Annotated in this window: 17 protein-coding genes; 10 read left to right on the top strand and 7 right to left on the bottom strand. The window is 63.5% G+C overall.

The annotated features are described in order from the left end of the window. The 7 genes from K675_RS0118565 to K675_RS0118535 all read left to right on the top strand — a co-directional run bounded on the left by K675_RS0118565 (window position 1) and on the right by K675_RS0118535 (window position 8963). The gene (locus tag K675_RS0118565; protein WP_080635366.1) at window positions 1-1491 is read left to right on the top strand and encodes a gamma-aminobutyraldehyde dehydrogenase; all 1491 of its coding nucleotides are present in this window, start codon (window positions 1-3) and stop codon (window positions 1489-1491) included. Between the two features lie 86 nt (window positions 1492-1577). Continuing rightward, the gene (gene ydcS, locus K675_RS0118560) at window positions 1578-2729 is read left to right on the top strand and encodes a putative ABC transporter substrate-binding protein YdcS (protein ID WP_017904987.1); all 1152 of its coding nucleotides are present in this window, start codon (window positions 1578-1580) and stop codon (window positions 2727-2729) included. A 195-nt stretch (window positions 2730-2924) separates the two neighbouring features. Continuing rightward, complete coding sequence (locus tag K675_RS0118555) at window positions 2925-3950, top strand: ABC transporter ATP-binding protein (protein ID WP_017904986.1); 1026 nt, start codon at window positions 2925-2927, stop codon at window positions 3948-3950. A gap of 1 nt (window position 3951) precedes the next feature. After that, window positions 3952-4899, top strand: coding sequence for an ABC transporter permease (locus tag K675_RS0118550; RefSeq protein WP_017904985.1), 948 nt, complete (start codon window positions 3952-3954; stop codon window positions 4897-4899). Continuing rightward, a complete protein-coding gene (locus K675_RS0118545) occupies window positions 4889-5713 on the top strand; it encodes an ABC transporter permease (protein ID WP_026145328.1) in 825 nt (274 codons plus the stop codon). The genes K675_RS0118550 and K675_RS0118545 overlap by 11 nt, the downstream gene beginning before the upstream one ends. Before the next feature lie 164 nt (window positions 5714-5877). Then, a complete protein-coding gene (locus K675_RS0118540; protein WP_026145327.1) occupies window positions 5878-7302 on the top strand; it encodes a gamma-aminobutyraldehyde dehydrogenase in 1425 nt (474 codons plus the stop codon). A gap of 179 nt (window positions 7303-7481) precedes the next feature. Next, window positions 7482-8963 (top strand): APC family permease, encoded by a 1482-nt coding sequence (locus K675_RS0118535; RefSeq protein WP_017904982.1) that lies wholly within the window; start codon window positions 7482-7484, stop codon window positions 8961-8963. A gap of 282 nt (window positions 8964-9245) precedes the next feature. On the opposite strand, the gene K675_RS0118530 is transcribed toward K675_RS0118535, so the two are convergent. From K675_RS0118530 to K675_RS0118520, 3 genes are all read right to left on the bottom strand, one after another. Then, complete coding sequence (locus tag K675_RS0118530; RefSeq protein ID WP_017904981.1) at window positions 9246-10352, bottom strand: NADH:flavin oxidoreductase/NADH oxidase; 1107 nt, start codon at window positions 10350-10352, stop codon at window positions 9246-9248. A gap of 186 nt (window positions 10353-10538) precedes the next feature. Then, a complete protein-coding gene (recJ, locus tag K675_RS0118525) occupies window positions 10539-12251 on the bottom strand; it encodes a single-stranded-DNA-specific exonuclease RecJ (protein WP_017904980.1) in 1713 nt (570 codons plus the stop codon). A 52-nt stretch (window positions 12252-12303) separates the two neighbouring features. Next, on the bottom strand, window positions 12304-12846 hold the full coding sequence (locus K675_RS0118520; RefSeq protein WP_017904979.1) for a YaeQ family protein: 543 nt from the start codon (window positions 12844-12846) through the stop codon (window positions 12304-12306). Window positions 12847-12984: 138 nt separating this feature from the next. On the opposite strand from K675_RS0118520, the gene K675_RS0118515 reads away from it, so the two are divergent. Next, window positions 12985-14184 (top strand): CaiB/BaiF CoA transferase family protein, encoded by a 1200-nt coding sequence (locus K675_RS0118515; RefSeq protein ID WP_017904978.1) that lies wholly within the window; start codon window positions 12985-12987, stop codon window positions 14182-14184. A gap of 51 nt (window positions 14185-14235) precedes the next feature. Beyond that, the gene (locus tag K675_RS0118510) at window positions 14236-15120 is read left to right on the top strand and encodes a TIGR02285 family protein (protein ID WP_020481067.1); all 885 of its coding nucleotides are present in this window, start codon (window positions 14236-14238) and stop codon (window positions 15118-15120) included. A gap of 162 nt (window positions 15121-15282) precedes the next feature. Here K675_RS0118510 and K675_RS0118505 read toward each other — a convergent pair whose 3' ends face one another. Next, entirely contained in the window at window positions 15283-15573 is a 291-nt protein-coding gene (locus tag K675_RS0118505) for a DUF3509 domain-containing protein (RefSeq protein ID WP_017904976.1), read from the bottom strand. Window positions 15574-15883: 310 nt separating this feature from the next. Between K675_RS0118505 and K675_RS0118500 the strand changes: the two genes are divergently transcribed. Next, window positions 15884-16546: a response regulator transcription factor gene (locus K675_RS0118500; RefSeq protein WP_026145325.1), complete on the top strand. Its 663-nt coding sequence runs from the start codon at window positions 15884-15886 to the stop codon at window positions 16544-16546. Here the strand turns inward: K675_RS0118500 and K675_RS0118495 are convergent. The 3 genes from K675_RS0118495 to thrC form a co-directional block, all read right to left on the bottom strand. Then, window positions 16543-17781, bottom strand: a complete 1239-nt coding sequence (locus K675_RS0118495) for an EAL domain-containing response regulator (protein WP_017904974.1) — start codon at window positions 17779-17781, stop codon at window positions 16543-16545. The genes K675_RS0118500 and K675_RS0118495 overlap by 4 nt on opposite strands. An 87-nt stretch (window positions 17782-17868) precedes the next feature. Then, on the bottom strand, window positions 17869-21390 hold the full coding sequence (locus K675_RS0118490; RefSeq protein ID WP_017904973.1) for an ATP-binding protein: 3522 nt from the start codon (window positions 21388-21390) through the stop codon (window positions 17869-17871). A 200-nt stretch (window positions 21391-21590) separates the two neighbouring features. Continuing rightward, window positions 21591-23000 carry a threonine synthase gene (gene thrC / locus K675_RS0118485; RefSeq protein ID WP_017904972.1) on the bottom strand — a complete coding sequence of 470 codons (1410 nt, stop codon included), beginning with the start codon at window positions 22998-23000 and terminating at the stop codon, window positions 21591-21593. Window positions 23001-23020: the final 20 nt, after the last annotated feature.

Raw genomic sequence — 23020 nt, 5'->3', positions numbered from 1 at the left:
ATGGCCACACAAGAAAAGAGAACTCGCAAAATGGCTGGCGCGCACCCGACCCCGTTGTTCACCTCGTTGTTGATCGACGGTGAACTCGTTGCAGGCCAAGGTTTCGTCGAACCGATCCTCAACCCGGCCACGGGCGAGGTCATCACGCAGATCGCCGAGGCCAGCAGCGAACAGGTCGAAAGCGCGATCCTCGCCGCCCACCGGGCGTTCGCCGAATGGTCGCGAACCACCCCGCAACAACGTTCGAACATTCTCCTGGCGATCGCCGACGCGGTGGAGAAGAATGCCGACCTGCTGGCCCGCCTAGAATCGCTGAATTGCGGCAAGCCGCTGCACCTGGCACGCCAGGACGACCTGAGCGCGACGGTCGATGTGTTCCGCTTCTTCGCCGGCGCGGTGCGCTGCCAGACCGGGCAACTGTCCGGCGAATACCTGCCGGGCTACACCAGCATGGTCCGCCGCGACCCGATCGGCGTGGTCGCCTCCATCGCGCCGTGGAATTACCCGATCATGATGGCCGCCTGGAAAATCGCCCCGGCCCTGGCCGCCGGCAACACGCTGGTGTTCAAGCCGTCCGAGCACACCCCACTGTCGATCCTGGCCCTGGCACCCACCCTGGCCGAACTGCTGCCGGCCGGCGTGATCAATATCGTCTGCGGCGGCGGCGAAGGTGTCGGCAGCCACCTGGTCAGCCACCCCAAGGTGCGCATGGTGTCGCTGACCGGCGATATCGTCACCGGGCAAAAGATCCTCCAGGCCGCCGCGAAAAGCGTCAAGCGCACCCACCTCGAACTCGGCGGCAAGGCCCCGGTGATCGTCTGCAACGATGCCGATATCCAGGCGGTGGTCGAGGGTGTGCGCAGCTATGGCTACTACAACGCCGGCCAGGACTGCACCGCCGCCTGCCGGATCTACGCCCAGGCCGGCATCCATGACCGCCTGGTCGCCGAACTCGGTGCGGCGGTCGCCAGCCTGCGCTTTGCCGGCAAGCGCGATGCCGACAACGAGATCGGCCCGCTGATCAGCACCCGCCAGCGCGACCGCGTCGCCAGCTTCGTCGAGCGCGCCCTCGGCCAGCCGCATATCGAACGGGTGACCGGTGCGGCGGTGCACTCCGGTCCCGGCTTCTATTATCAGCCAACCCTGCTCGCCGGCTGCAAGCAGAGCGACGAGATCGTCCAGCGCGAGGTGTTCGGCCCGGTCGTCACGGTGACCCGCTTCGACGAGCTGAGCCAGGCGGTGGACTGGGCCAACGATTCGGAATACGCCCTGGCTTCCTCGGTCTGGACCCAGAACCTGGACAAGGCGATGCAGGTCGCCTCGCGCCTGCAATACGGCTGCACCTGGATCAACAGCCACTTCATGCTGGTCAGCGAAATGCCCCACGGTGGCCTCAAGCGCTCCGGCTACGGCAAGGATCTGTCCAGCGATTCGCTGCAGGACTACAGCGTGGTGCGCCACATCATGGCGCGTCACGGCCAGCATCTGTAACACGCACTACCCTAACAAGAAGCCGCCAGCGGCATGCTCTACCCCGTTCGACTGCCCCGACCATAATTAAAGAAGAGGGAAAACCGATGTTCGCGCACAAGACCGCACTGCTCAGTGCACTGACCACCGCCCTGCTGGCCAGCGCCAGCGTCCAGGCCGCCGAACCGCTGAAAGCCATCGGCGCCGGCGAAGGCCAACTCGATATCGTGGCCTGGCCGGGCTACATCGAACGCGGCGAGAGTGACAAGGCCTACGACTGGGTCACCGGCTTCGAAAAGGAAACCGGCTGCAAGGTCAGTGTGAAGACCGCCGCCACCTCCGATGAGATGGTCAGCCTGATGGCCAAGGGCGGCTACGACCTGGTCACGGCCTCGGGCGATGCCTCACTGCGCCTGATCGTCGGCAAGCGTGTACAGCCGATCAACCCGGAACTGATCCCGAACTGGAAGAACCTCGATCCGCGCCTGAAGGACGCACCGTGGTACGTGGTCAACCAGCAGACCTACGGCACCCCCTACCAGTGGGGCCCGAACGTGCTGATGTACAACACCAGCGTATTCAAGCAGGCACCTACCAGCTGGGGCGTGGTCTTCGAGGCGCAGAACCTGCCGGACGGCAAGCCGAACAAGGGCCGCGTGCAAGCCTATGACGGCCCGATCTACATCGCCGACGCGGCGCTGTACCTCAAGTCGGCCAAGCCGGAACTGGGCATCCAGAACCCTTATGAGCTGACCGAGACCCAGTACAAGGCCGTGCTCGACCTGCTGCGTGCCCAGCAGCCGCTGATCCACCGCTACTGGCACGATGCGACCGTGCAGATGAGCGACTTCAAGAACGAAGGCGTCGCCGCCTCCAGTTCCTGGGGCTACATGGTCAACGGCCTGCAGGCCGACAAGCAGCCCGTGGCCTCGACCATTCCCAAGGAAGGCGTGACCGGCTGGGCCGACACCACCATGCTGCACGCCGAGGCCAAGCACCCCAACTGCGCCTACAAGTGGATGAACTGGTCGCTGCAACCCAAGGTCCAGGGTGACGTGGCCGCCTGGTTCGGCTCCCTGCCGGCGGTGCCCGCGGCGTGCAAGGAGAGCGAACTGCTCGGCGCCGAAGGCTGCAAGACCAACGGCTTCGAGACCTTCGACAAGATCGCCTTCTGGAAGACCCCGCAAGCCGAAGGCGGCAAGTTCGTCCCTTACAGCCGTTGGACCCAGGACTACATCGCGATCATGGGTGGCCGCTGATTCTCCCCCGGCAATAACGAAACCTGTGGCGAGCGGGCTTGTCGGGACGCCGCACCGCCGCGCTGGGGCGCAAAGCGCCCCTGAATCCGGCTGCCCGGTTGCATCAGATAAAGCGCAGTAACCGGCCTACGGCTGCTTCGCAGCCGAGCGGGGACAAGCCCCCTCGCCACACATGTCTTCTTGGAGCACCGCACCATGACGCTTGCAGTCCAGTTCACCCACGTTTCCCGTCAGTTTGGCGAAGTGAAGGCCGTTGACCGGGTTTCCATCGATATCCAGGACGGCGAGTTCTTCTCCATGCTCGGCCCCTCCGGCTCGGGCAAGACCACCTGCCTGCGCCTGATCGCCGGCTTCGAACAACCCAGCGCCGGCTCGATCCGCATCCACGGCGAGGAAGCCGCCGGGCTGCCGCCGTACCAGCGCGACGTGAACACCGTGTTCCAGGATTACGCGCTGTTCCCCCACATGAACGTGCGTGACAACGTCGCCTATGGCCTCAAGGTCAAGGGCGTCGGCAAGGGCGAACGCCTGGCACGCGCCGAGGAAGCCCTGGCCATGGTCGCCCTGGGCGGCTACGGCGAACGCAAGCCGGTGCAACTGTCCGGCGGCCAGCGCCAGCGCGTGGCCCTGGCCCGGGCGCTGGTCAATCGCCCACGGGTGCTGCTGCTCGACGAGCCCCTCGGTGCCCTGGACCTCAAGCTGCGCGAGCAGATGCAGAGCGAACTGAAGAAGCTGCAACGCCAGTTGGGCATCACCTTCATCTTCGTCACCCACGACCAGACCGAGGCCCTGTCGATGTCCGACCGCGTGGCCGTGTTCAACAAGGGCCGCATCGAGCAGGTCGATACCCCGCGCAACCTCTACATGAAACCGGCGACCGCCTTCGTCGCCGAATTCGTCGGCACCTCCAACGTGATCCGTGGCGAATTGGCCCGGCAGTTGGGCGGCAGTGACCAACCCTTCTCGATCCGCCCCGAGCACGTGCGTTTCGCCGAGGGCCCGGCCCAGGGCAACGAGGTCGAGGTCAGCGGCGTGCTCCACGACATCCAGTACCAGGGCAGCGCCACCCGCTTCGAGCTGAAGCTGGACAACGGCCAGAGCCTCAACATCAGCCAGCTCAACACCCAGTGGCAGGACACCAGCGCCCGCCACCAGACCGGCCAGCGCCTTACCGCGCGCTGGGCACGGGAAGCCATGATCCAGCTGGCGAGCGAGGTGTGACATGAGCAGCCTGGCCCTGAACTCGACGACGGCCAGTCCGTCGCCCCTGCGCAGGTTCTCCAACCTGCTCTACCGCCGGCCCAACTTCTACCTGGCGCTGCTGCTGGTACCGCCGCTGATCTGGTTCGGCGCGATCTACCTCGGCTCACTGCTGACCCTGCTCTGGCAGGGCTTCTACACCTTCGACGACTTCACCATGGCGGTCACCCCGGACCTGACCCTGGCGAACTTCGCAGCGCTGTTCAATCCGGCGAACTTCGACATCATCGTGCGTACCCTGAGCATGGCGGTGGCGGTATCGATCGCCGCCGGGATCGTCGCGTTCCCGATCGCCTACTACATGGCGCGCTACACCAGCGGCAAGACCAAGGCGTTCTTCTACATCGCGGTAATGATGCCGATGTGGGCCAGCTACATCGTCAAGGCCTATGCCTGGACCCTGCTGCTGGCCAAGGGCGGCGTCGCCCAGTGGTTCGTCCAGCACCTGGGCCTGGAACCGCTGCTGCAGTTCGTACTGGGCATTCCCGGCGTCGGGGGCAGCACCCTGTCGACCTCGCACCTGGGGCGCTTCCTGGTGTTCGTCTACATCTGGCTGCCGTTCATGATCCTGCCGATCCAGGCCTCGCTGGAGCGCCTGCCGCCCTCGCTGCTGCAGGCTTCCGCCGACCTCGGGGCGAAGCCGCGCCAGACCTTCATGCAGGTGATCCTGCCGCTGTCGGTACCCGGCATCGCCGCCGGCTCGATCTTCACCTTCTCGCTGACCCTGGGTGACTTCATCGTGCCGCAACTGGTGGGCCCGCCCGGCTACTTCGTCGGCAGCATGGTCTACGCCCAGCAGGGCGCCATCGGCAACATGCCCATGGCGGCCGCCTTCACTCTGGTGCCGATCGTGCTGATCGCCGTCTACCTGTCCATCGTCAAACGCCTGGGGGCCTTCGATGCACTCTAAGTCAGAAAAGCACGGGGACAGAGCGTCCCTGGGCCTGCGTATCGCGGCCTGGGGCGGGCTGGTGTTCCTGCACTTCCCGATCCTGATCATCTTCCTGTACGCCTTCAACACCGAAGACGCGGCGTTCAGTTTCCCGCCCCAGGGCTTCACCCTGAAGTGGTTCAGCGTGGCCTTCTCGCGGCCGGACGTGCTGGAAGCGATCAAGCTGTCGCTGCAGGTCGCCGCCATCGCCACGCTGATCGCCATGGTCCTCGGTACCCTGGCCTCGGCGGCCTTGTATCGCCGAGAGTTCTTCGGCAAGCAGGGCATCTCGCTGATGCTGATCCTGCCGATCGCCCTGCCAGGGATCATCACCGGCATCGCCCTGCTGGCGACCTTCAAGTCGCTGGGGATAGAACCCGGCATGTTCACCATCGTCGTCGGGCACGCGACCTTCTGCGTGGTGATCGTCTACAACAACGTCATCGCCCGGCTGCGGCGCACCTCCCACAGCCTGATCGAGGCGTCGATGGATCTCGGCGCCGACGGCTGGCAGACCTTCCGCTACATCATCCTGCCGAACCTCGGCTCGGCGCTGCTGGCCGGCGGCATGCTGGCCTTCGCCCTGTCGTTCGACGAGATCATCGTCACCACCTTCACCGCCGGGCACGAACGCACCCTGCCGATCTGGCTGCTCAACCAGCTCAGCCGGCCACGGGACGTACCGGTGACCAACGTGGTGGCGATGCTGGTGATGCTGGTCACCATGCTGCCGATCCTCGGCGCCTACTACCTGACCCGTGGCGGCGAGAGCGTGGCCGGCAGCGGCAAATAACCCCTTTACCAGGATGAACACCCAACCTGTAGGAGCAGGGCTTGCCCGCGAATGCATCCGCAAGATCGCTAAAAGCTTCGCGGGCAAGCCCCGCTCCTACAGGGAACCCGCGTCAACGAAACGGTGTTCATCGGAACCTGTGAATGCCTCATGAGGACATCGATATGCAAACCAGACTGCTGATCAACGGCCGCCTCGTCACCGGCGAAGGCCCTGCCCAACCCGTGCTCAACCCGGCCCTGGGCCGTGTGCTGGTGGAAATCCCCGAGGCCAGCGAGGCCCAGGTCGATGCCGCCGTACGCGCCGCAGACGCCGCCTTCGCCAACTGGTCGCAGACCGCGCCGAAGGACCGCTCGCTGCTGCTGCTCAAACTCGCCGACGCCATCGAGGCCCATGGCGAGGAGCTGGCGAAGCTGGAGTCGGACAATTGCGGCAAGCCATTGAGCGCCGCGCTCAACGACGAGATCCCGGCGATTGCCGACGTGTTCCGTTTCTTCGCCGGCGCCAGCCGCTGCCTGAGCGGTTCGGCCGCCGGTGAGTACCTGCCGGGCCACACCTCGATGATCCGTCGCGACCCGGTGGGCGTGATCGCCTCCATCGCACCGTGGAACTACCCGCTGATGATGGTCGCCTGGAAAATAGCCCCGGCCCTGGCCGCCGGCAACACCGTGGTGCTCAAGCCGTCGGAACAGACCCCGTTGACCGCCCTGCGCCTGGCCGAACTGGCCGCCGACATTTTTCCGGCCGGTGTGCTGAACCTGGTGTTCGGCCGTGGCCCGAGCGTCGGCAGCCCGCTGGTGACCCATCCGAAAGTGCGCATGGTGTCGCTGACCGGCTCGATCGCCACCGGCTCGAACATCATTTCCAGCACCGCCGACAGCGTCAAGCGGATGCACATGGAACTGGGCGGCAAGGCGCCGGTGATCATCTTCGATGACGCCGATATCGATGCCGCCGTCGAGGGCATCCGCACCTTCGGCTTTTACAACGCCGGACAGGACTGCACCGCCGCCTGCCGCATCTATGCCCAGGCCGGCATCTACGAGAAATTCGTCGAGAAGCTCGGTGCCGCCGTGAGCAGCATCCAGTACGGCCCGCAGGACGATCCGTCGACCGAACTCGGCCCGCTGATCACCGCCCAGCATCGTGACCGAGTCGTCGGCTTCGTCGAACGCGCGATCGCCCAGCCGCACATCCGCCTGGTGACCGGCGGCAAGGCCGTGGAGGGTCCCGGTTTCTTCTTCGAGCCGACCGTGCTGGCCGACGCCCAGCAGGACGACGAGATCGTCCGCCGCGAGGTGTTCGGTCCGGTGGTGTCGGTGACCCGCTTCACCGATGAGGCGCAGGTGCTGGAGTGGGCCAACGACTCGGACTACGGTCTGGCGTCGTCGGTCTGGACAGCCGATGTCGGCCGTGCCCATCGCCTCTCGGCCCGCCTGCAGTACGGCTGCACCTGGGTCAACACCCACTTCATGCTGGTCAGCGAGATGCCCCATGGCGGGCAGAAACTGTCCGGCTATGGCAAGGACATGTCCATGTACGGCCTGGAGGACTACACCACCGTGCGCCATGTGATGTTCAAGCACTGACGGATTCGCCAGCAGGCCGGCAGGAAGCCGGCCTGTCAGCGGCAGACCGCCTTGCGGTCTCATGGACGCTCCACCCGTAAACCAGAACCAACACGACAACATCGAACCGGGACGGGCCCCATGGCCCGGCCACGGTTTCGAACGGCCAGAATCCGCCGATCTTCCGGAGCAATACCGCCATGAGTGCACAACCCCATCTCGGCGCCAACGCCGACAGCGATGCCGAACAACTGAGGCAACTGGGCTACACCTCGAACTTCAATCGCAGCATGAGCCTGTGGGAAAACTTCGCCCTGGGCTTCACCTACCTGTCGCCGGTGGTCGGCGTCTACACCCTGTTCGGCCTGTGCCTGGCCGCCGGTGGCCCCCCGATGTTCTGGGCCTACCTGCTGGTCGGTTGCGGGCAGTTGCTGGTGTGCCTGATCTTCGGCGAAGTGGTTTCGCAGTTCCCGATCTCCGGGGGCGTCTATCCCTGGGCCCGGCGCCTGGTCGGCAAACGCTGGGCGTGGATGGTCGGCTGGATCTACTCCATCGCCCTGTGCGTGACCATCGCCGCCGTCGCCGTCGGCGCAGGCCCCTACTTGGCGGCCATGCTCGGTTTCGAGCCAAGCAACCACACCAACATCGTCATCGCCCTGGTGCTGACGCTGTTCGCCACCCTGATCAATCTCAGCGGCACCAAGACCCTGGCGCGTATCGCCCTGTTCGGTTTTCTCTGCGAACTGGTCGGCGCGGTGGTCGTCGGGGTCTACCTGCTGGTCTTCGAACGCCACCAGCCGTTGAGCGTGCTGCTCGACACCTTCGACATCCGCGTCGACGGCTCCTACCTGCCGGCGTTCCTCACCGCGTCCCTGGCCGGCATGTTCCTCTACTACGGTTTCGAGGCCTGCGGCGACGTGGCCGAGGAAACCCCGAACCCGAGCAAGCGCATTCCGGTGGCCATGCGCATGACCATCTACATCGGCGGTATCGCGGCGATGTTCGCCTGCCTGGCGCTGATCCTCGCCGTGCCGGACATGCAGGCGGTGATCAACGGCACCGACAAGGACCCGGTGACCACCATTCTCAACAATGCCTTCGGCAGCGTCGGCTCGAAAGTGGTGATGGGCGTGGTGATGATCTCGTTCATCTCCTGCGTGATCAGCCTGCAGGCCGCCGCCAGCCGGCTGCTGTACGCCTACGCCCGCGACGAGATGGTCATCGGCAGCCAACTGCTCAAGCGCCTCTCGCCGACCACCCAGGTGCCGGTCCCGGCGCTGTTCGTCTCCGGCGTGCTGCCGGCGCTGATCATCGCCCTGGGCTTCTTCCTGCAGGACGCGGTGGCGACCATCGTCAGCTTCGCCGCCATCGGCATCTACCTGGCCTTCCAGATGATCGTGCTCGCCGCCCTGTTCGCCCGGGCCCGCGGCTGGAAACCCAGTGGCCAGTTCAACCTCGGCGCCTGGGGCCTACCGGTGAACATCGGAGCGCTGCTCTACGGGGTCAGCGCGATCGTCAACATGGCCTGGCCGCGGACCCCGGATGCGCCGTGGTACACCAACTACGCCATGGTCCTGACCACGGCGATCGTCATCGGCCTCGGCCTGCTCTACATGTGGCTGGGCAAACCCTACGACCGCGGTACCGCGCCAGCGGGCGACGCCTGGAGTATCAGCCGGTAACGGCAATCGCCCGGGCCGACGACGGTTGCTCGGGCAATTAACGCAACAAGACAGACCTCACCCGCCGCGACTTCCCGTTCAAGGATGTCGGCCTGTCGCAGGTACGATCATTCATCGGCTATCAGAACCGCGACATGCTGCCCAGCTGGTTCAGCAGGCAGAACAGCGCGTCGCGGTCGGCCTGGACACGGTAGACTGTTCGATCAGTTTCTTGCGATCGATCAGTGCCACTGGCCCAGGTCGCCCAACTGCAGGTCTCGCTCGATCAACACCTTATGGCCTTTATTCACGCAGGTCCGATTCATGGATGGGTTGGTCGCGATGGGTCGCACGCTGGTACTGCGCCGGCCAGACGGCCTTGCGTCCGCCCAGGTCGTCGTCGGCGTGCAACGGCCAGTAGGGATCGCGCAGCAGCTCGCGGGCCAACAGGATGATGTCGGCCTGGCAGGTACGCAAGATGTGTTCGGCCTGGGCCGGCTCGGTGATCAACCCGACCGTGCCGGTGGCGATACCCGATTCCTTGCGCACGCGTTCGGCGAAGCGGGTCTGGTAGCCCGGCCCGGTGGGAATCTCCGCGTTGGCGGCGGTCCCGCCGGACGAGACGTCGATCAGGTCGACACCAAGGGCTTTCAGGCGCCGCGCCAGCTCCACGGTTTCATCCGGGTTCCAGCCATCCTCCACCCAGTCGGTGGCCGAAACCCGCACGAACAGCGGCAATTCTTCAGGCCAGACCGCACGCACCGCCTCGCTCACCTGCAGGACCAGGCGGATACGGTTGTCGAACGAGCCACCGTACTGGTCACGCCGCTGGTTGCTCAGTGGCGAGAGGAACTGGTGCAGCAGGTAGCCATGGGCGGCATGCACCTCGGCCACCTTGAAGCCGGCGACCAGCGCGCGTCGAGCCGCCGCGACGAAGGCCCCGATCACATCGGCGATCTGCCCCTCGTCGAGTTGTACAGGCTGGGTGTGCTGTGGGTCGAAAGCGATCGGCGACGGTCCGACCGGCGTCCAGCCACCCTCCTCCGGCTTGACGCTGCCATGCTTGCCGAGCCACGGCCGATGCGTGCTGGCCTTGCGTCCGGCATGGGCCAGTTGGATCCCGGCCACGGCGCCCTGCGCCGCGATAAAGCGGGTGATGCGCTGCAACGGTTCGATCTGTTCGTCGTTCCACAGGCCCAGGTCCTGGGCGGTGATGCGGCCGTCGGCGGTCACTGCCGTGGCTTCGGTAAAGACCAGCCCGGCGCCCCCCACCGCGCGGCTGCCGAGGTGAACCAGGTGCCAGTCGTTGGCCAGGCCATCGACACTGGAGTACTGGCACATCGGCGAGACCGCGATGCGGTTCGCCAGGGTCAATTGACGAAGGGTATAGGGTTCAAGCAGCAGACTCATGGGGCACCTCTCAAATCAAGTGGGCTGGCTCCAGGGTTCTGTGAGAACGTCGGCGAGTGACATGATCGAAGTAGATGGCCGCCCCCCCGGCGGGTGGAAAGGAAGACAACGTCACAAGACCATTCAGACAGTGCTTAGAGCCTAGTCGACAATGGCGGACACCGGAGGGTTCAAACGCTGCGTATATCAGCGCGGTTCGATATGATCGATCTTCAGTTGGACGGTTTCCTTGCCTTGGTATTCGTTGACGTCCAACTTGTAAGCCAACTCGACCCACTCTACCCGCGCGTTCGCCCAGGCCTCGGGATCGATTCCGAAAGCAATGCCCTCAAGCTTCAACGAACCACACTCGCTTCTGAGCTGCACTTTCAGGTGCCGCTCACCCACTATGCGCTTGTTCAACAGTTCGAACACGCCATGGAAAACCGGCTCAGGGAAATGCTGGCCCCAAGGGCCGGCGTTGCGCAATGCGTGAGCCAAGGTGAGGTTGAACTCTTCCACCGACAACGGCCCGTCCGTTACCAGCCTGCCGGTCAGGTCGTCTTCGCCTAAATGACGGCGCACTTCGTCATCGAACGCTTGGGCGAACTGCGGGAAATGTTCTTTGGGCAGACTTAGACCCGCAGCCATTGCGTGTCCACCGTATTTCCCCATCAGATTAGGATAGCGCGCCGCCACGACACTCAAGGCATCACGGATATGAAACCCCGCTACCGAACGCCCCGATCCCTTAAGCATGCCATCTCCCGCATCGGCAAAAGCAATCGTCGGACGGTGATACCGGTCCTTCATTCGCGACGCCAAGATGCCGATGACCCCCTGATGCCAATCCGGCTCGAACAGGCACAAGCCGAAAGGCATTGTCTCCAGGGACAAATCCTTCAACTGCTTCAGCGCTTCACGCTGCATACCCTGCTCTATGGATTTACGGTCCTTGTTCAAATCATCAAGCTGAGTCGCCATTTCCCTGGCTACCTCTGCATTATCGCTGAGCAGGCATTCGATCCCCAGGCTCATGTCGTCCAGGCGCCCAGCCGCATTCAGACGCGGTCCCAGAATGAAGCCCAGGTCGGTGGAGGTGATACGCGCATGGTCGCGCTTGGCAATCTGCAAAATCGCCTTGATGCCTGCGCGAGCCTGCCCAGCACGAATACGCTTGAGCCCCTGCTGAACCAGAATACGATTATTGGCATCGAGCGGTACCACATCCGCAACGCTGCCCAACGCCACCAAATCAAGCAATTCGCCGATATTCGGCTGTTTTTTGCTCGTGTACCAACCCAGATCGTCGCGCAAGCGAGCACGTAAGGCCATCAGAACGTAGAAAATCACTCCAACGCCAGCCAACGATTTGCTTGGAAATTCACAGCCAGGCTGATTGGGGTTGACGATGGCATCCGCCGCTGGCAACTCATCGCCAGGCAAGTGGTGATCGGTAACCAGCACCTTCAGGCCAGCCTCTTTCGCCGCCAGCACACCATCAATACTCGAGATTCCGTTATCAACAGTGATCAGCAACTGCGGCTTGCGCGGCAATGCCTCAGTCACAATTTCAGGAGTTAGGCCGTAACCAAACTTGAAACGATTGGGCACCAGATAATCAACATGGGCGGCGCCCAGCAAACGCAAGCCCAACACGCCCACAGCACTGGCGGTCGCACCGTCCGCATCGAAATCACCGACGATCAGGATGCGCTGACGTTGCTCAAAGGCCGCCACCAGCAAATCCACCGCGGCATCAATGCCCTTGAGTTGCTGATACGGAATCAGCCGTTGCAGGCTCGTATCCAACTCTTCTTGCGACATTACGCCCCGCGCCGCGTACAGGCGGGTCAGCAGGGGCGGCAAGTCACCGAGGAACGGCAGGGTGGCGGGCAGTGGGCGGGGTTCGATACGCATAACGCTGGCGGAATTTCTCTTCAGGACACAGGAATTGAAACGGCGTCCGGACTCAGCCGCGCTCGCCCAGCAGCCACTGGAGCTGGACTTCGTGCTGGCCACGGTCGTCGGTGACGAAGACGGTGCCGTCGCTGATCATCACGTCCCACTTGATCACCCGGGGCATGTCCTGGGCAAGGGTTTCCAGCACCTCTTGCGGAACGGCGGCGATATTGACGTTCTTCAGGTTCTTCACTGCCGGCACCACCTTGCCTTCCCAGACCCGCAGACTGCCGTAGGCCAGCAGGCTGGTGCGTTCGGTGCGACGCGAGCACCAGGTCAGGCGTTCGGCGTCCGGCTGGCCGACTTCGATCCAGTGCAGTACACGGTCGTCCAGACTTTTTTCCCACAACGCTGGTTCGTCTACTTCAGACAGGCCACGGCCAAAGGCCAGCAGCTCGTTGTACCAGAGGGCGTAGGCCAACAGCCGCACGGCCATCCGTTCTTCGGTCTCCGAAGGATGGCGGGCAATGGTCTGCTTGACGCTCTCGTAGACGTTGCGATCCATGTCGGTGAGGTTGAGTTCGAACTTGTAGGTCGTGGACGGCTGGGCCATGAACAGGGCTTCTAAAGACGGGAAAGGTGGCAAGTCTAACCGATACGCAGGTCAATCAACGACTATCGATGGTTATGAAGATGGCGCGCGTCATGTTAAAAGGCTCTACAACCCCAATCTTGTCCTACAGGATCGTCCATGCCAGTCGCCGACAAACCTCTCTCCGGCCTGAAAGTCATCGAACTCGGCACACTGATCGCCGGGCCTTTCGCCTCGCGGATCTGCGCCGAATTCGGCGCGCAGGTGATCAAGGTCGAATCGCCGGACGGCGGCGATCCGCTGCGCAAGTGGCGCAAGCTGTACGAAGGCACGTCGCTGTGGTGGTTCGTCCAGGCGCGCAACAAGAAATCCCTGACGTTGAACCTGAAGCATCCCGACGGCCTGGCGATCCTCAGGCAGTTGTTGAGCGAAGCCGACATCCTGATCGAGAACTTCCGCCCCGGCGTCCTGGAAAAACTCGGCCTGGGCTGGGAAACCCTGCATGCACTCAACCCCAAGCTGGTGATGGTGCGCCTGTCGGGCTTCGGCCAGACCGGGCCGATGAAGGACCAGCCGGGCTTTGGCGCGGTCGGCGAATCCATGGGCGGACTGCGCTACATCACCGGCTTCGACGACCGCCCGCCGGTGCGCACCGGCATCTCCATCGGCGACTCGATCGCCGCGCTGTGGGGCGTGATCGGCGCGCTGATGGCCTTGCGTCACCGCGAAGTGAACGGCGGCCAGGGCCAGGTGGTGGATGTCGCCCTGTACGAAGCGATCTTCGCGATGATGGAGAGCATGGTGCCGGAGTTCGACGTGTTCGGTTTCATCCGCGAACGCACCGGCAACATCATGCCCGGCATCACGCCCTCGTCGATCCACACCACCGCCGATGGCCGCCATGTGCAGATCGGCGCCAACGGCGATGCGATCTTCAAGCGCTTCATGCTCGCCATCGGTCGCGAAGACCTGGCGAACGACCCGCAACTGGCCAGCAACGACGGGCGTGACAGCCGGCGCGATGAGCTCTATGGCGTGATCGACCGCTGGGCCAACTCGCAACCGCTGGACGCGGTACTCGCCGTGCTGACCACGGCCGAGGTCCCGGCCAGCCGCATCTACAGCGCCGAGGACATGTTCGGCGATCCGCAGTTCCTCGCCCGGGAAATGTTCCTGCAGGCCAAGCTGCCGGATGGCAAGGACTTCAAGATGCCCGGCATCGTGCCGAAACTCTCGGATACACCCGGCTCCAGCGAATGGGTCGGACCGCGGTTGGGCGAACACAACACCGAGGTGTTGAACAACCTTGGCTACGATGAGGCACAGATTGTCCGACTGCGTGAAAGTGGCGCCATTTGACGTGGCACGGTAACCAACGACTGGTTTCAAGCCGAGGAAGGTATCAGCCTCATGACTCCCAGTGCCTTGTGGCGACGCCTCGTTCCCCTGATGTTGGCGATGTTGATCGGCGTACTGTCACCTGTCGCGCAGGCCAGGGAGACCTTGATCTGGTTGCTGCGGGACCTGCCGCCCCTGAGCATTTTCGATGGGCCGCAACAGGGCCAGGGCGCCGTCGATCAGATGTTGCCGCTGCTGATGGAGCGGCTGCCGGAGTACGACCACACCATCCTGCGAGTGAACCGCGCGCGGGGCATGCAGATGCTCGACAGCCCGGCGTTCACTTGTGATCCGGCACTGCTGTGGACAGCGGCACGGGCGCAAAAAATGCTGTTCTCCATTCGCAGCATGGGCACGACCAGCAACGGCCTGGTGGTTCGGCAGAAGGATCGGGCACTGATCGAACCCTTTCTGCACGAAGGCCAGGTCGATCTCGCCGCGTTGCTGAACAGCGACAGTCTGCAACTGGGAATCATCGCCGAGCGCAGCTACGGCCAGCCGATCGACGAGGTATTGTCCCAGGCCAACGAGCGACATCTGGTGCGGCATTATGGCAACGACGCCCTTGGCAGCCTGTTACAGATGCAACGCGCGGGACGCCTGAAGGCCTTGCTCGGCTACGGCGTGGAGATCCGCTATCAGGCCCGGCAGCAACAGATCGCCGATGATGACCTGGTGTTCTATCCGATCAGGGACACCGCCCGTTACCAGTTCATCCGGGTCGCCTGCTCGAACACGCCGCAAGGCCGCGCGGCGATTCCCCGTATCAACGACATTCTGCGCGGATTGCGTCAGGACAGGCTGGTAGAACTCTACGCGCGGTGGCTGGCACCGGCTGACCGGGAAAGGTACCGGGAAGATGCCCGACAGTTTTTCCTTGCCCCCGATGACCGGTGACAAATTCCGGGCAAAAGAAACCCCGAGAAGTGGGGAGACGACTCGGGGCTAAACGTGGCCTACAAAGACCCGTACGACAAGCCACAAACACCGGAGCACAATGCCTGCTCTTGCCGTTATAAATTCTGACAGCACCTCCGGGAGGAAGGTTCCAAAAAATTTCTACCGGCTGGCGCCATGTGCACCCCGATGCTCAGCGGCATTGCGTAGGGCCGCAATCACGCAGGGTTCCAGACGTCCTTCGGCAATGCGCAAATCACGATGCAGGCCATCGACCACATCGGTCAGCAGGCGTTTGTCGGTCAATTGCGCCTGGTTGACCTCACGCTCCACCAGAACCGGTCCGGCAACACCCCTCACGCTTACCACGCACTCACCGTGCCCGCCGGAAGGCGTCAGGGTAACGGCATACGGACTCAGCGCTTCATTGAGCAACAGGCTGATACTTTCCATCTCGATCACCACTCAATAGTCAAAAGCCTAAAGGTCGAAAACAAAGGTGCCTGGAGTCAGTGACCGCCAGTAGGAGAAGAAAGTTCGCCGGAACCTCCAAGGTCCCGCGAACTGATCGACGTCTATCGAACATGAACGAGAAAGATGACAAGGAAAAAACAGCGGGAAAAGCGCGGCTAAAATCAGATCAATGGTTTTTTAGACTTTTACTACAGGCTGTGTCGGCTTTACTCACAGACACAGGCCCGATCATCTGTTCTTTTTTGCTTAATTTTCAGTCACATCGCTGCTGCGCCACCGGAGACTTGTCTTGAGTTCGTCGTCACAGATGCCACTACGGATCGTCCTGGCGGATGATCACCCGATATTCCTGATCGGCCTGCGGGCCGTCCTCGAGCGAACGCCTGCACTCCGTGTCGTTGGCGAAGCGAGTACTCCGGGGGAACTCTTCGACCGGCTCGACCGCCTTCCCTGCGATGCGCTCGTGACCGACTTCATGATGCCGACGGCAGACCAGAACGACGGCCTGCGGATGATCGAGGCCCTGCTGCGCAACTATCCGGCACTGCCGATCGTGGTGGTCACCATGCTCAACAATGCCGGACTGTTCCGCTACATCCTCGACCAGGGGGTGATGGGGCTGCTGAGCAAGGCCAGCCTGGCGAACGAGTTGCCCATGGCCATCCAGCATGTGCGCCAGGGCAAGGTGTTCGTAGCCGACTCCGTACGCCAGACCCTGGCCTTGGCCGGGGAAGTCGGCAGGCACCGGCTGGGTGATCCGGAACTGCTTTCACCGCGGGAACTGGAAGTCACCCGCCTGCTGGCGGCGGGCCGCACGGTGGGTGAGATCGCCGCCCGCCTGTGCCGCAGCAAGCAGACCGTCAGTGCCCAGAAAATCAGCGCGATGCGTAAACTCGGACTCACCAACGATGCCGCCCTGTTTCTGTATCTGCAGGAGCAGGGTTTGTCCTAGCCCGCTTGCCATTCACGTTCGACCGTGCAGGCAGGCCCGGCCCTGTTCAGCCAGGGCAACAGTTCAGCAGAACTCATCGGGGCGGCAATGAATCGCCCCTGAACCAGCACGTCGCCCAACTCCCGGGTCAGCCGATACTCCTCGTCGGTTTCGACACCGCTGATCACCGCCCGCAACCCCATGCCCTTGGCCATGCTCAGCACCCCGGCGACGATCGAACGCTTGCGTGAATCCTCGGCCATGCCGCTGACAAAGCGCGGAGCGATCTTCAACTCCGAGAAAGGCAGCTCGAGCAGCCTCTGCAACCCGGCACCGGAGACACCGAAATTGCCGATCGACAGCTGGCAGCCGAGGATCCGCAAACGCAACAGGCCTTCCGCCTGGCTCACCTCGCTGCTGCAGTCGGTGCCGTCGATCACTTCCAGGGTCAGGCATTCGGCAGGCAGTGCGAAACGGGCGAGCAGTTCGCCCAACCGGCTGGCGAAATCCGTCTGCTCCACCATCACCCCCGGGATATTCACCGTCACCGGCAGATACCGTTCGGTCCCCAGATGCACCTCCACCGAAAGGCCGATGGCCTGTTCAAGCATGTGCCAGGCCAGGGCCTGGGAAAGGCCGGCATACTCCAGCACCGGGATGAAGGTGTCGGGCAGCAGCGTGCCTTGCTCCGGGTGTTGCCAGCGAGCCAGCGCCTCGACCCCCAGCACCCGGCCATCACCGCTCACCTTCGGTTGAAAGAAGACGTCGCAGTACCTGCGGATCGCGTCAGCCCCGGCCCCCGCCTGCAACTCGTGCAATGAGAGCAGTTCACAGACCTGGGCCAACGGCAGCCCTGGACGCTGACGGCTGAAGCGGTGCTGATAGGTTGCCAGCAGTTCACCGAGTATCGCTGCCGTGGCAGGCTTGAGCAGGCAGCCCAGCACATGCAGCCCCTGCTGACGGGCCATGTGGGCAGCGCCTTCGCGCAGTTCCGTATCAAGGCTGCTGAGAATGATCAGTGCCTGTGCCTCGCGGGTTTCCGCCAGGTGCCGGATCAGTTCCAGACCATCGCCTTCCTCCAGTTGCAGATCGCAGATGGCAATGTCGACCGGCCCCCGGTTGGTCAGCGACTGGCGTGCACTCTCGACACTTTCGGCCGTGAGTACATCGAAAACGCCATTGGCATTGAGCATCTGATGCAAGGCCATCAGTTGAAAGGGGTTGTCTTCAAGAACCAGGATCCTGAGCGCACGCATCGATGATCTCCGCAAGTGGAAGCGGTGGTTATCCGCATCGGCCTTCCACCTTAGCCAGGCTGCCCGGCGTTCCCCATAGGACAAGTCCTAAAGTGCCGGTTTTTCCTGCAGGTTCGGCTCGATGTCGGCAATCATCCGGTCGATCACGGCCTTGAGCACTTGCCCTGTGGCTGGCAATTGCTCGGGTTGCCTCAACCGTACGCAGTGATCCATGTCGACGCAGGCCTGCGCCAGGGCAATCGCATCGACCAGGCAGGCGATGCCCTTGAGGCGATGCACGCAAGCCGCCACACCGTCCCAGTCATCCAGGCCAAGCCTGGACTGCAGTTCGGCCCGCTCATCGTGCAGGTTCCGCCACAGTTCCAGCAGCATATGCTGGAGTACACCGGCATCGGCGTGGGTCATGCTGATGAGCGTCCGGATGTCGAAGGACTTTTGCCGAGGCACGATCTGTGTCAACAGCCGGGTCAGGTCATCCAGAAGAACCGGCTTGACCAGCAGGTCGTTCATGCCGGCCTGCTGGCAGCGTTGACGCTCGTCGCTCATGGCATTGGCCGTACAACCGACGATCATGCACGGAGGCCTTTGCTCCTCGGCCTCCAACTGACGCAGGGCCCGTGCCAATTGATAGCCGTTCATACCCGGCATGTTGCAATCGCTGATGACCAGATCGAAATGCCGGCCGCGCCAGGCCTGCAACGCCGCCTGCGCCGTCTGGCAGGCCTCCACGTTCTGGCCAAGGAACCCGAGCTGCTGTTGCAGCACCAGGCGGTTGGCGGACAGGTCATCGATGATCAGGATGTTCAGGCAGGGCAGGCGCTGCCTTGCACTGTCCTGCGGCGCGGGGGGTGCAGGCTGCGTTTCACGCCGCAATGCCAGCTCGATGTGCACCCGGGTCCCCTGCCCCGGCTGGCTCTCAAGCTCGATGGAACCGTCCATCAGTTCCACCAGTTGCTTGCAGATGCTCAGGCCCAGGCCGGTGCCCCCATGCTCCTCTTCGGCCTCACCCTGTACCTGGACGAAGGGCGAGAACAGGATCGCCTGCTGCTCGGGGCCGATGCCCCTGCCGGAATCCTCGATGTCGATACGCAGGCGGTCGGTGCCCGCCACCTCTGCGCAGCGCAGGACCCGCACGCGGACGAAACCCTGGCTGGTGAACTTCAGCGCATTGCCGATCAGGTTGTGCAGGATCTGCCGCAAACGCAGCGGATCGAGCCAATACAGGCTCGCCAGCAGCGGATCGATACCCAGGCTCAGGACGACTCCCTTGTCCCGGGCCAATGCCTCGAACAGCTGCACGACGCCTTCCAGCAGGGTTCTCAGGTCGGTCGGCTGCGGCACCAGGCGCATGCCTCCGGCCTCGATCTTGGCCAGGTCAAGGCTGTCGCCGATCAGCGCGGTCAATTCCCGGGCCGACTGGTAGGCCACCTGCAACCCCTGCGAGAACACCTGCCCACGGGCCAGTACCTGTTCCCGCTCGACCTCGAGCAGACCGATGATCGCCGCCATGGGCGTGCGTATCTCATGACTCATCGTGGCCAGGAACGCACTCTTGGCTTGGCTGGCACGCTCGGCCTCGCGGCGGGCCTCGGTCAGTTGCACCTCGAGCTGCTTGCGCTCGGTGATGTCGATCCAGCCCCCCAACAACCCTTGCAATTGCGCTCCCGCCGAGTGGAATGGCACCATCCACAGGTAGACGTCGATACTGCCATCGGGGAACTCCAGCGTCCGGTCCCTGAACACCGGTTGCTGGTTCTCCAGCAACGAAAGGAAGTCGCGATGCAGCGCCTGCGCGACCGCCGGCAGCAACAGGCCCTCCTCGGTGATTCGACGCCCGTGCACCTGCTCCAATGTCGTCGCCAGGCGCTGCTCGTAGCTACGATTGCAAGTGATCAGGCGTCCCTGCAGATCCCGCACGAAGATCGGATCGGGAATGCCATCGAGCAACGCGCGCTGGAACGCCAGCCGATCATTGAGCTCCCGTTCGGCATGGCGGCGCTGGCCAATCTGCACATTCAGGCGGCGGTTCCAGATGAGCGAGACACCGCCCACCACCAGCAGGGCAACAGCCAGCCCGTAGGCCCAACGCGGTACCCGCTTCCAGACCGAGGGCGGCGGTGCCACCGGAACGGCACCCAGCCACTTGATGCGCAAGGCCCGCAGTTCCGCGACCGGAAAGGCCTCCAGGGACTTGTTGAGGATACTGAGCAACTCCGGAGAGCTCTTGGCGACCGAGAAGCTGTCCGCCGACCAGAGCCCTTCCACGCTACGCCCGACCTTCAGCCTGCCAGGAGGGTGCAGATAGGCCAGGGCGTCACTCTGGATGGTGGCCGCCGCCGCGCCGCTTTCGACCAACGCCCTGGCCTCCTCCTGGGTCCTGACGCCACGCAGCACGACGTTCGGATACTCGCGGCGGATCATGGCCTGCAGCGCATGTTCCTCGGGCAACGCCAGCACCCGGCCGGCCAACTGGCCGAGCGAGCCCAACGGGGGAGAATCGGCCGGTACGACGAACACCCAGGAACTGCCGCCAAACGCGTAGGTGAAATTCAGGAAGGCCTTGCGTTCGGGACTTTCAGCCAGCGAGCCATTCATCAGGGCCCGGCCATCCTTGAGCATCTCCAGGGTCTGGACCGTGGAGAAGCTCTCGTCGAAGACGAACTGCAGGCCGGTCATCCGCGAAATCCGCGCCAGCAGGTCGGCATTGAGGCCGACCCAACGGTTGTGAACGTCCCTGTAGATATAGGGCGGGTACTGCTGGGAAGCGACGGTGACCCGTGGATGTCGGTCGATCCAGGCACGCTCCGCCGGCGTCAGCTCGACCCGCGGCTGGGCGATGTCCGAACCGAAGCCGGTCGTCCAGCGCGCCAGGATCTCCCGGCGTACCGCCTCGTCGAGACTGTCCAGCACACGCTGGATCAGGGCGCCGAGCAGAGGCTCGGACTTGCGTGTGGCAAACGCGAAACCGATCGGTGGCAGGGCGCTTTGTCCGCGGATCTGCAGCCCCATGTAGGGACGCAGGGTCTTGTAGGCTCTGACGATGACCTCGTTGCCGATGAAGGCGTCGACCTCACCCTGGAGCAGCGCCTCCAGGGCACTGTAGAGGGTCGGAGCGAGGATGATCCGGCTATGGGGATAGGTGGCATGCACCACCGAGGCATCGGCGTAGCCTTCGAGCAGGAGTACCTTGCGCCCCCGCAGATCGTCGGGGTTCGGGGTTTCAGTGCGGCTGACGATCACCGAGCGGTCAGGCATGTACTCACTGGAAAAGGCCAGTTCGGGAAAGCCCCGCTCGAAACCGTTGGCGCTGGTCAGCACATCGATCTGCCCGGCGAGCAGGGCCTCCACGGCCTGGTCCCGCTCGACGAACCCCAGTACCTCCACCTGCACCCCCAGCCGATCGCGGATCAGGCCCACATAGTCGGCGCTGATGCCCTGGTAGCGATTGCGGTCGCTGGTGATATCGACGGGCTCATAGTCGGCCACCGAGATGCCCACCCGGAGGCGACGATCCCTGCCCAGCCAGCGCTGTTCATCGGTGCTGAGGGGCAGTCGGGGCAGTTCGACGAACGACGTGGGCAAATTGAAAGGCAGGCCCTGGGCGGCCATCAACTCGCCAGACAGGCTCGTCAGCAGCGCCCATGACAGCCACGCCAGGATGGAATGGATCGATCTCCCCGCAAATGCCATGGCGAAGTACCCGCCCCCTTTTTGACTCGATGGACATGAAAAACAGGGGGAAAGTGTGGCATGCAAAAACGATAAAGCCCGCCAAGGGGCGGGCTCTAAAGTGTGACCTTTCTAGTCGGTCAAAGCGGCTTGCCACGGTTGCCATGCTGGCTGACAAAGGCCTGCATGACTTTCAGGTCATTGGCCAGCACTGTGCAACGCTCTTCCCTTTCAAACAAATCCGAAAGGTGTGCAGGTAGTTCAAGCGCTTTTCCTACACCCGCCTTCTCAACTGCCTCAGGGAACTTGACCGGGTGCGCGGTACCGAGGATCACCATCGGGGTGTCCAGGCTGCGGCGGCATTCACGGGCCGCCTTGACGCCGATGGCGGTGTGCGGGTCGAGCACTTCGCCAGTCTGGGCAAAGACTTCGGCAATGGTCTCGCAGGTTTGCGCATCATCCACCGCCAGGGAGTCGAACAGCTTGCGCGCCTCGGTCCAGCGATCCTGCTCGACGCTGAAACCGCCGCCCTGCCTGAAGGTGTCCATCAGGCCGGCAATCGCCGCACCGTTGCGACCGTGCAGGTCGAACAGCAGGCGCTCGAAGTTCGACGAGACCATGATGTCCATCGACGGCGACAGCGTGGCGTGCAGGGTTTCCTTGACGTACTGGTTGCCGCTCATGAAGCGGTGCAGGATGTCATTGCGGTTGGTCGCGACGATCAGTTGATTGACCGGCAGGCCCATGTTGCGCGCCAGGTAGCCGGCGAAGATGTCGCCGAAGTTGCCGGTCGGCACCGAGAACGATACCGAACGCGCCGGGCCGCCCAGTTGCAGTGCCGCGTGGAAGTAGTAGACGATCTGGGCCATGATCCGCGCCCAGTTGATCGAGTTCACCGCGACCAGGCGCGTGCCCTTGAGGAAGCTCTGGTCGGCGAAGCTGTTCTTGACCATCTCCTGGCAGTCGTCGAAGTTGCCTTCGACGGCGATATTATGGATGTTCTCGCCGAAGAGGGTGGTCATCTGCCGACGCTGCACTTCCGATACCCGGTTGTGCGGGTGCAGGATGAAGATGTCGACGTTCTCGCAGTGCTTGCAACCTTCGATCGCCGCCGAGCCGGTATCGCCGGAGGTGGCGCCGATGATCACCACGCGCTCGCCGCGTTTTGCCAGCACGTAGTCGAGCAGGCGACCCAGCAGTTGCAGGGCAAAATCCTTGAAGGCCAGGGTCGGGCCATGGAACAGCTCGAGTACCCACTCGTTGCCGTTCAGCTGGCGCAGCGGTGCCACGGCGTTATGGGCGAAGACGCCGTAGGTTTCCTCGAGGATCTTCTTGAAGTCCGCATCCGGGATGCTGCCGGTGACGAACGGACGCATGACCCGGAAAGCCAGCTCGTGGTAAGGCAGGCCCGCCCAGGAAGCGATTTCCTCCTGGGTGAAACGTGGCAGGTTCTCCGGCACGTACAGGCCGCCGTCACTGGCCAGGCCGGCCAGCAGCACGTCTTCGAAATTCAGCGCGGGTGCCTGGCCGCGGGTACTGATGTAACGCATGAAAAATTCCTCTCCAGTCG

It is taken from the genome of Pseudomonas fuscovaginae SE-1, from assembly GCF_000364705.1.
GTDB lineage: Bacteria > Pseudomonadota > Gammaproteobacteria > Pseudomonadales > Pseudomonadaceae > Aquipseudomonas > Aquipseudomonas fuscovaginae_A.
This window is presented reverse-complemented; position numbering and strand designations above follow the sequence as displayed.

Bases quoted from the DNA above. Each gene is read 5' to 3' on its own strand.
- K675_RS0118550 (WP_017904985.1), top strand. From the start codon at position 3,952: ATGAGCAGCCTGGCCCTGAACTCGACGACGGCCAGTCCGTCGCCCCTG.
- ydcS (WP_017904987.1), top strand. From the start codon at position 1,578: ATGTTCGCGCACAAGACCGCACTGCTCAGTGCACTGACCACCGCCCTG.
- K675_RS0118510 (WP_020481067.1), top strand. From the start codon at position 14,236: ATGACTCCCAGTGCCTTGTGGCGACGCCTCGTTCCCCTGATGTTGGCG.
- K675_RS0118490 (WP_017904973.1), bottom strand. From the start codon at position 21,390: ATGGCCGCCCAGGGCCTGCCTTTCAATTTGCCCACGTCGTTCGTCGAA.
- recJ (WP_017904980.1), bottom strand. From the start codon at position 12,251: ATGCGTATCGAACCCCGCCCACTGCCCGCCACCCTGCCGTTCCTCGGT.
- K675_RS0118545 (WP_026145328.1), top strand. From the start codon at position 4,889: ATGCACTCTAAGTCAGAAAAGCACGGGGACAGAGCGTCCCTGGGCCTG.
- K675_RS0118515 (WP_017904978.1), top strand. From the start codon at position 12,985: ATGCCAGTCGCCGACAAACCTCTCTCCGGCCTGAAAGTCATCGAACTC.
- K675_RS0118540 (WP_026145327.1), top strand. From the start codon at position 5,878: ATGCAAACCAGACTGCTGATCAACGGCCGCCTCGTCACCGGCGAAGGC.
- K675_RS0118535 (WP_017904982.1), top strand. From the start codon at position 7,482: ATGAGTGCACAACCCCATCTCGGCGCCAACGCCGACAGCGATGCCGAA.
- K675_RS0118565 (WP_080635366.1), top strand. From the start codon at position 1: ATGGCCACACAAGAAAAGAGAACTCGCAAAATGGCTGGCGCGCACCCG.
- K675_RS0118530 (WP_017904981.1), bottom strand. From the start codon at position 10,352: ATGAGTCTGCTGCTTGAACCCTATACCCTTCGTCAATTGACCCTGGCG.
- K675_RS0118520 (WP_017904979.1), bottom strand. From the start codon at position 12,846: ATGGCCCAGCCGTCCACGACCTACAAGTTCGAACTCAACCTCACCGAC.
- thrC (WP_017904972.1), bottom strand. From the start codon at position 23,000: ATGCGTTACATCAGTACCCGCGGCCAGGCACCCGCGCTGAATTTCGAA.
- K675_RS0118555 (WP_017904986.1), top strand. From the start codon at position 2,925: ATGACGCTTGCAGTCCAGTTCACCCACGTTTCCCGTCAGTTTGGCGAA.
- K675_RS0118505 (WP_017904976.1), bottom strand. From the start codon at position 15,573: ATGGAAAGTATCAGCCTGTTGCTCAATGAAGCGCTGAGTCCGTATGCC.
- K675_RS0118495 (WP_017904974.1), bottom strand. From the start codon at position 17,781: ATGCGTGCGCTCAGGATCCTGGTTCTTGAAGACAACCCCTTTCAACTG.